Raw genomic sequence first — 4,763 nt, 5'->3', positions numbered from 1 at the left:
GGCATAGGATGGATCAGGCAGAATGGCTCGTCCTTATCAAAGCGCACCATGTGATTTGGACGCGTAAAACGATAGTTCATTGTGAATGTGTAGGGGAGCCAATCTGTCTCTATAAGACCTTCAAGCGGGGAGAGACCGTCCTTCGCTTCGTTGATCGGCCCTTTTACCCATAAGTTGTGTCCCGGTGAAGTTCGAAAAACGTAACCTGTATCGAATGTAAGAATACCGTGCCCAAAATGGCTAAGAGGAGCCCAGGGATTGGGTGATTGCATATCGATATGCAAAGAGTCGCGACCTGTTCCGCCATCCCACGTCGCCGAAAACTCCACCGGACACAACAGTTCCCATCCAGAGACATTGGCTGCCACCACCGGTAGGCAAAGGTACGCAAAGTGTTCATAGGTGCTAGTCATCCACGACCGGCGGGTGGCTGCCGGCCTGATCGTCGGCGCATTGGCGACCACCTGATAGGCAGTTAGTTCCGTATCGTGGCCGTGCTGCTCGAGTATCATGAAAGCCCCCACTTCGGATTACAGCAGCCGGAACGATATTGGCCTTGTTTGACCTAGCATCAGCGATTTGGCTCAAAGTCTTGAGGAATTGCGGGCGGTGGCGGGTAGCAAGGCCTCATGAGTTCACTTCCCCAAACGGCCTGGTCCAAGGGGCCGTAATATTTGAACAGCGTTGCGTTGGTAAGTTCTGCCATTTCCGGCGCTCGGTTCGAAACCTCGGTCCGATTTAGTTCTTCCTGGTTGGGAGTGTGGTCCAGGTAGACGCCATAAATGCTATCACACAGCCGGCGATAGCGGGGAGTATTGAGAATTACTTCGTGCCAAAATTCATCGACGCGAATGACTGGCGCAAACGGAAATTTCGACTTGGGCGCCAACAACGGCAATGATAGAAAGCGCTTCAGCTCCCGCTCAAGCAATTCAATATGTTCTTTCTCGTGGGGGTTTCTCGAAAGGAAGGAAGAACGTTCGACGCTGAAATCCGCCGCAGCCAATTCCTCCAATTTTCTTAGTGTTTCGGCAGGCAAGGATTTCTGATGATCGGGCAGCAGGCCCATGGGCCTTTTTTCTCCACTCATGGCGGTTCTCCTATTTGTCCAGCTAAACCACAGTTGGGGTAGTGAGCGTTCCGTCGAATTGATCTTGATCTCGAGCTTCTTCCTAATCCTTTAAGTCGAACAATTGACGCGGTACTAACAAACTGGAAACTAGGCATCGGATCTTGTTAGTGCCGCTATGGTATCGCTGTGGAAGGGGGATCAACGTCCACCGACTGGCAATGTTCGCACGGAAATTCGATCATCCGGCACCCTGCTTTGCATCTCCACTTTAGTCTCTTGCAAACGGCAAATCAAATAAGGGATGCAATTCCAGCAGACATGGGTAGCGCACCTCTATCAAAGGGCCTTTGTAGTTCTAATTAGGTAATCGATATTCGGTGCCCACAACTTGCCATAACGCCCCTTATCGTGTTGAATCAAAACATGAAAAATGTTCTTGATGATAATGGTGGCAGTACTAGTGTTTTGCGCATTGAGCTCGACCAGATTTATTGGGGTTCGGTCGTGCTGCAGATCACGGTTGGCAACGAAGTCATCACAACGAGTTTTAGTGATTTTGATGACCAACTATCCAACCTGGTAAAGTTTATCAACGAGATCGACGAGGGAGGTTTTCCCAGCGCAAAGATCACGGACTATGGAGTTACAACCTGGTCGATTGAACAGGTGGATAACCCGGAAATATGTCGGTTCACCATCGATACGCGCGGCATGCCGGGCTTCTCCTGTCAACCTAACCGATTAAGTGCACTCATTGATCGTACAGCGTTATTGCGCCAGTTGGTCGACCTTTCACAGGCCATAGGTGAGCACTACAATCTGGCGCACGGCTACCTGTTTTTTGCGAGCTTTGAAAATTCCGTCATGGAACCCTTTCTGCAACAATCCGAGGATGACTGGGAGGCGGGTGTCGCGGAGGGTCGGTTCGAAGACGATCTCGACAAACAGGATGAGTATCAGGCACGGCGTATGGTGGCTGAATTATCGCTTGACGCAGAGATGCAAGCGATCGATGAGCAGTGCCGGAGGATGATGAGGACCGGCGTCGTACCTGAGACGATGCTCGCAATAATCTAAACCTATTCATTAACTTGTCTCGCCGCGGAATGGTGAAGATGTTCCTAAAATTGAGGAGCACCTTTCGCCCCATTCTATGCAAGCTCGCGAATTGTGGCAGAATCGTTGGACGCTGAAGGGACACCAATCCCGCAACTTTTCGTGATTAATTCTCAACTGGTCGGATGCTGTTGCCGCTGATCTGCCGCATCAATTCCTGGAGAGGATCAGTAGTTTCTATTACAACCTTTTCTTTGAAGGCCTGCACGTTGGTATGCCGCCCGATCAACTGTTGTCGCTTCAAGCGCTCGAAATTAAATTTCACACTCTGGACTCTGCCAACGAGCACGCGGTCTTTGCCCGTGCCGCTGTAGATTAACTCGGTGTCGATCTGAGTTACCAATCCAGTGCAGAACACGTCGGGCCACTCATGAATTGGTTTGATAGAACCATCCATGTTGTAAATCTGCTTGAGGTTCGCGTTGTTCTCCTCCAGCAGCTCGCGCAAAAGTTGTTCGGCGTCGTATTCCAACTTGTCGAGCCGGCTCTTATTTTTCTTGGCAATTTCGTCTGCAACAACAACATTTAACAACAGGCGGGAGGCCTGCTGCTGCGCGGTCTTCTCGCTATATCCAGCCCGAATAGCAGCCTGTTTTGCATTAAGATCGATGAGATATTCGCTGACAAAACGAGACATCAACGGGCTCAAGATTTGTTGTTTCTTCTTCATTGTGTCCACGTCCATTCTTGCTCCTGTTTTTCTGCCGACTATTGGAATCTCATCAGCGGATTTGGGCTCTACGGTTTCTTGTCCGAACTGATCACTTGCTTATCTTCACGCTGTTCCGCCCTCCGGGTGAATCAAAAGCACCAGACGCGACACTTCTCTGAAGAGCTCGCATTCGAGGAATTTCATAACGTCATCAATGCTATCAATTGCTGGATCACTTGCTTCGACGCGTTCCATCCACTCCTTGGCAATTGCTAGCGCCTGCTGAATCCACAGGTCTATCTCCTGTCCTGTCAGTTCGTACATTGCCGCTTGCGTTGTGACCGATTTCGCCAATCGGCCGGCCCACTCGCATGCAGCCGAATGGGTCTCTTTGTTTTGCAGTCCTTGGACATGCTCCATTGGATGTCTCCAGTTTTTGAATTTGTATCATTGAGGCAGTTTTTTCATGGTAGTGCAGGTTTCGTTGTCCGATCCCCGCCCAGATCAGCCCCTTGTGAAACCACTCGCACGTTATTTCCACATCACCTGGCCTCCTTCTGCGCTTACAATCCTAGGGGGCTGACTAAGGCTTGGGTTTGCCTCCTAGCTGACGAAGACCGCCGAGCGACACTGGCGCATCCGGTACTGCCGCTAACATTGACGGGTCATACTTGGCGCGGATCTCTGCGAGCTCTTGGGCCTCGCTTTTGCCTTCCCGATGGTTCCCATCGCAAAAGCGTTGGTAAATGGCTGCAACACGGGCTTTGGCGGCGGGAGAGTGCTTGATGGCAGCGAACTCACGCGCTTCCAAATTTTGCCTCGCCTGCTCCTGCACCTTGCGGTGCGTGTCGCGGATCGGCTGCATCACCGCCTCACACTGCATGCGTAGTTCTGCTGGACTTGGAAAGAAGCCGCGGCCCACTTTGCCTTTGAGAAAGTCTGCTGTAGCGCGTTGCAGTCCATATAACTCGACGCTTTCAAGCGCGATAAAGTACGCGGCCTTATTGCTGGTCGCGTCTGCTTCGCGTGATGGCAAGGCGTTCAGCAACACTAGTGCTGCCACCTGCTCATCCTCTGAAGCGAGTTGTTGATATGTCGATTGTTTGACCAGCATGTTCATGGGGGATCAGTCCTCGCTCTCTGGCTTCATCAATCCAGATGTTGCCTTGGGTCATTTTCTTGGGGGACGAAATGCGGCTGACCGGCGCGGCCGGCGCGTCACACCAGCGGTCTTGGTTCAAGAAGGTGGACGGGTTGCACCAGGGACGATCGTCAGTTTTTGCTGCGTATTGGCGTAGCCCAACGATAATATCCTCGATCGGAGCACGTTTGATCGCATTGGCGAATGCTTTCTCGGCTTCGCGTTTTCCGACCTTGTGAGGATATTCGCCCCAGAACCGCTCAAATGTCTTCGTTACTACGGGGACTGTTAAACAGGGGGCGTTAATAGGTGCCGATTGATGGGCGGCAGGGGGGTGCCGATCCAGAAGCGGCAGGGGTGCCGATCCTTCGGCAGGGGTGGGCCCTGGATCAGACGCGTCATCAAATACATCAATGATGACGCGATAGTCGTGTGCGCTGTCGCGCCGACCAGGCTCATGCGGGGCCGAAAGGACCTTCTTGTCCAACCAACCTGCCGCGACAAGTCGATTGATCGAGGCCTGAACGGTCGAGCGGGCACAATCCATCTCTCTTGCCATCGCCACCTGCGAACGTCGGCACCAACCCTGTTTGTCAGTGTGGCGGCCGAACACGCAGAGAACCTGCAGATCGCGCCCCTTCAGGCGTCGATCCAGCACAGCTCCGGCGGGGATTATTGAAAACCGCGGGCCACTCATTKCTGGAGACCCTGCTGTTTGGCTTCCCACTCAAAGACGCATTTCGCGTTCCAAGCCACCGTATTAGGACCGAGCCGTACGGGCT

At 52.5% G+C, this 4,763-nt stretch carries 7 protein-coding genes; 1 reads left to right on the top strand and 6 read right to left on the bottom strand.

What is annotated here, in order from left to right:
- On the bottom strand, positions 1 to 512 hold a 512-nt coding region (locus tag ACXJ5O_RS19265), incomplete at its 3' end, for a DUF6065 family protein (protein WP_457301302.1).
- Positions 513 to 571: 59 nt separating this feature from the next.
- Positions 572 to 1,090, bottom strand: a complete 519-nt coding sequence (locus ACXJ5O_RS19260; RefSeq protein ID WP_457301301.1) for a hypothetical protein — start codon at positions 1,088 to 1,090, stop codon at positions 572 to 574.
- A gap of 405 nt (positions 1,091 to 1,495) precedes the next feature.
- Between ACXJ5O_RS19260 and ACXJ5O_RS19255 the strand changes: the two genes are divergently transcribed.
- Complete coding sequence (locus ACXJ5O_RS19255; RefSeq protein WP_457301300.1) at positions 1,496 to 2,149, top strand: hypothetical protein; 654 nt, start codon at positions 1,496 to 1,498, stop codon at positions 2,147 to 2,149.
- A gap of 145 nt (positions 2,150 to 2,294) precedes the next feature.
- On the opposite strand, the gene ACXJ5O_RS19250 is transcribed toward ACXJ5O_RS19255, so the two are convergent.
- The 4 genes from ACXJ5O_RS19250 to ACXJ5O_RS19235 all read right to left on the bottom strand — a co-directional run bounded on the left by ACXJ5O_RS19250 (position 2,295) and on the right by ACXJ5O_RS19235 (position 4,639).
- Positions 2,295 to 2,873: a terminase small subunit gene (locus tag ACXJ5O_RS19250; protein ID WP_457301299.1), complete on the bottom strand. Its 579-nt coding sequence runs from the start codon at positions 2,871 to 2,873 to the stop codon at positions 2,295 to 2,297.
- Positions 2,874 to 2,963: 90 nt separating this feature from the next.
- Positions 2,964 to 3,260: a hypothetical protein gene (locus ACXJ5O_RS19245; RefSeq protein ID WP_457301298.1), complete on the bottom strand. Its 297-nt coding sequence runs from the start codon at positions 3,258 to 3,260 to the stop codon at positions 2,964 to 2,966.
- Between the two features lie 163 nt (positions 3,261 to 3,423).
- The gene (locus ACXJ5O_RS19240) at positions 3,424 to 3,960 is read right to left on the bottom strand and encodes a hypothetical protein (protein ID WP_457301297.1); all 537 of its coding nucleotides are present in this window, start codon (positions 3,958 to 3,960) and stop codon (positions 3,424 to 3,426) included.
- Complete coding sequence (locus ACXJ5O_RS19235) at positions 3,908 to 4,639, bottom strand: helix-turn-helix domain-containing protein (protein WP_457301296.1); 732 nt, start codon at positions 4,637 to 4,639, stop codon at positions 3,908 to 3,910. The genes ACXJ5O_RS19240 and ACXJ5O_RS19235 overlap by 53 nt, the downstream gene beginning before the upstream one ends.
- Between the last annotated feature and the right edge of the window lie 124 nt (positions 4,640 to 4,763).

This window comes from Phyllobacterium sp. P5_D12, from assembly GCF_054049495.1.
Note: the sequence above shows the minus strand (reverse complement) of the source record. Positions and strands in the feature narration are given on the sequence as shown.

Excerpts from the sequence above, each read along its gene's own strand:
- ACXJ5O_RS19250 (WP_457301299.1), bottom strand. The coding sequence starts at position 2,873 with ATGGACGTGGACACAATGAAGAAGAAACAACAAATCTTGAGCCCGTTG.
- ACXJ5O_RS19245 (WP_457301298.1), bottom strand. The coding sequence starts at position 3,260 with ATGGAGCATGTCCAAGGACTGCAAAACAAAGAGACCCATTCGGCTGCA.
- ACXJ5O_RS19240 (WP_457301297.1), bottom strand. The coding sequence starts at position 3,960 with ATGAACATGCTGGTCAAACAATCGACATATCAACAACTCGCTTCAGAG.
- ACXJ5O_RS19260 (WP_457301301.1), bottom strand. The coding sequence starts at position 1,090 with ATGAGTGGAGAAAAAAGGCCCATGGGCCTGCTGCCCGATCATCAGAAA.
- ACXJ5O_RS19255 (WP_457301300.1), top strand. The coding sequence starts at position 1,496 with ATGAAAAATGTTCTTGATGATAATGGTGGCAGTACTAGTGTTTTGCGC.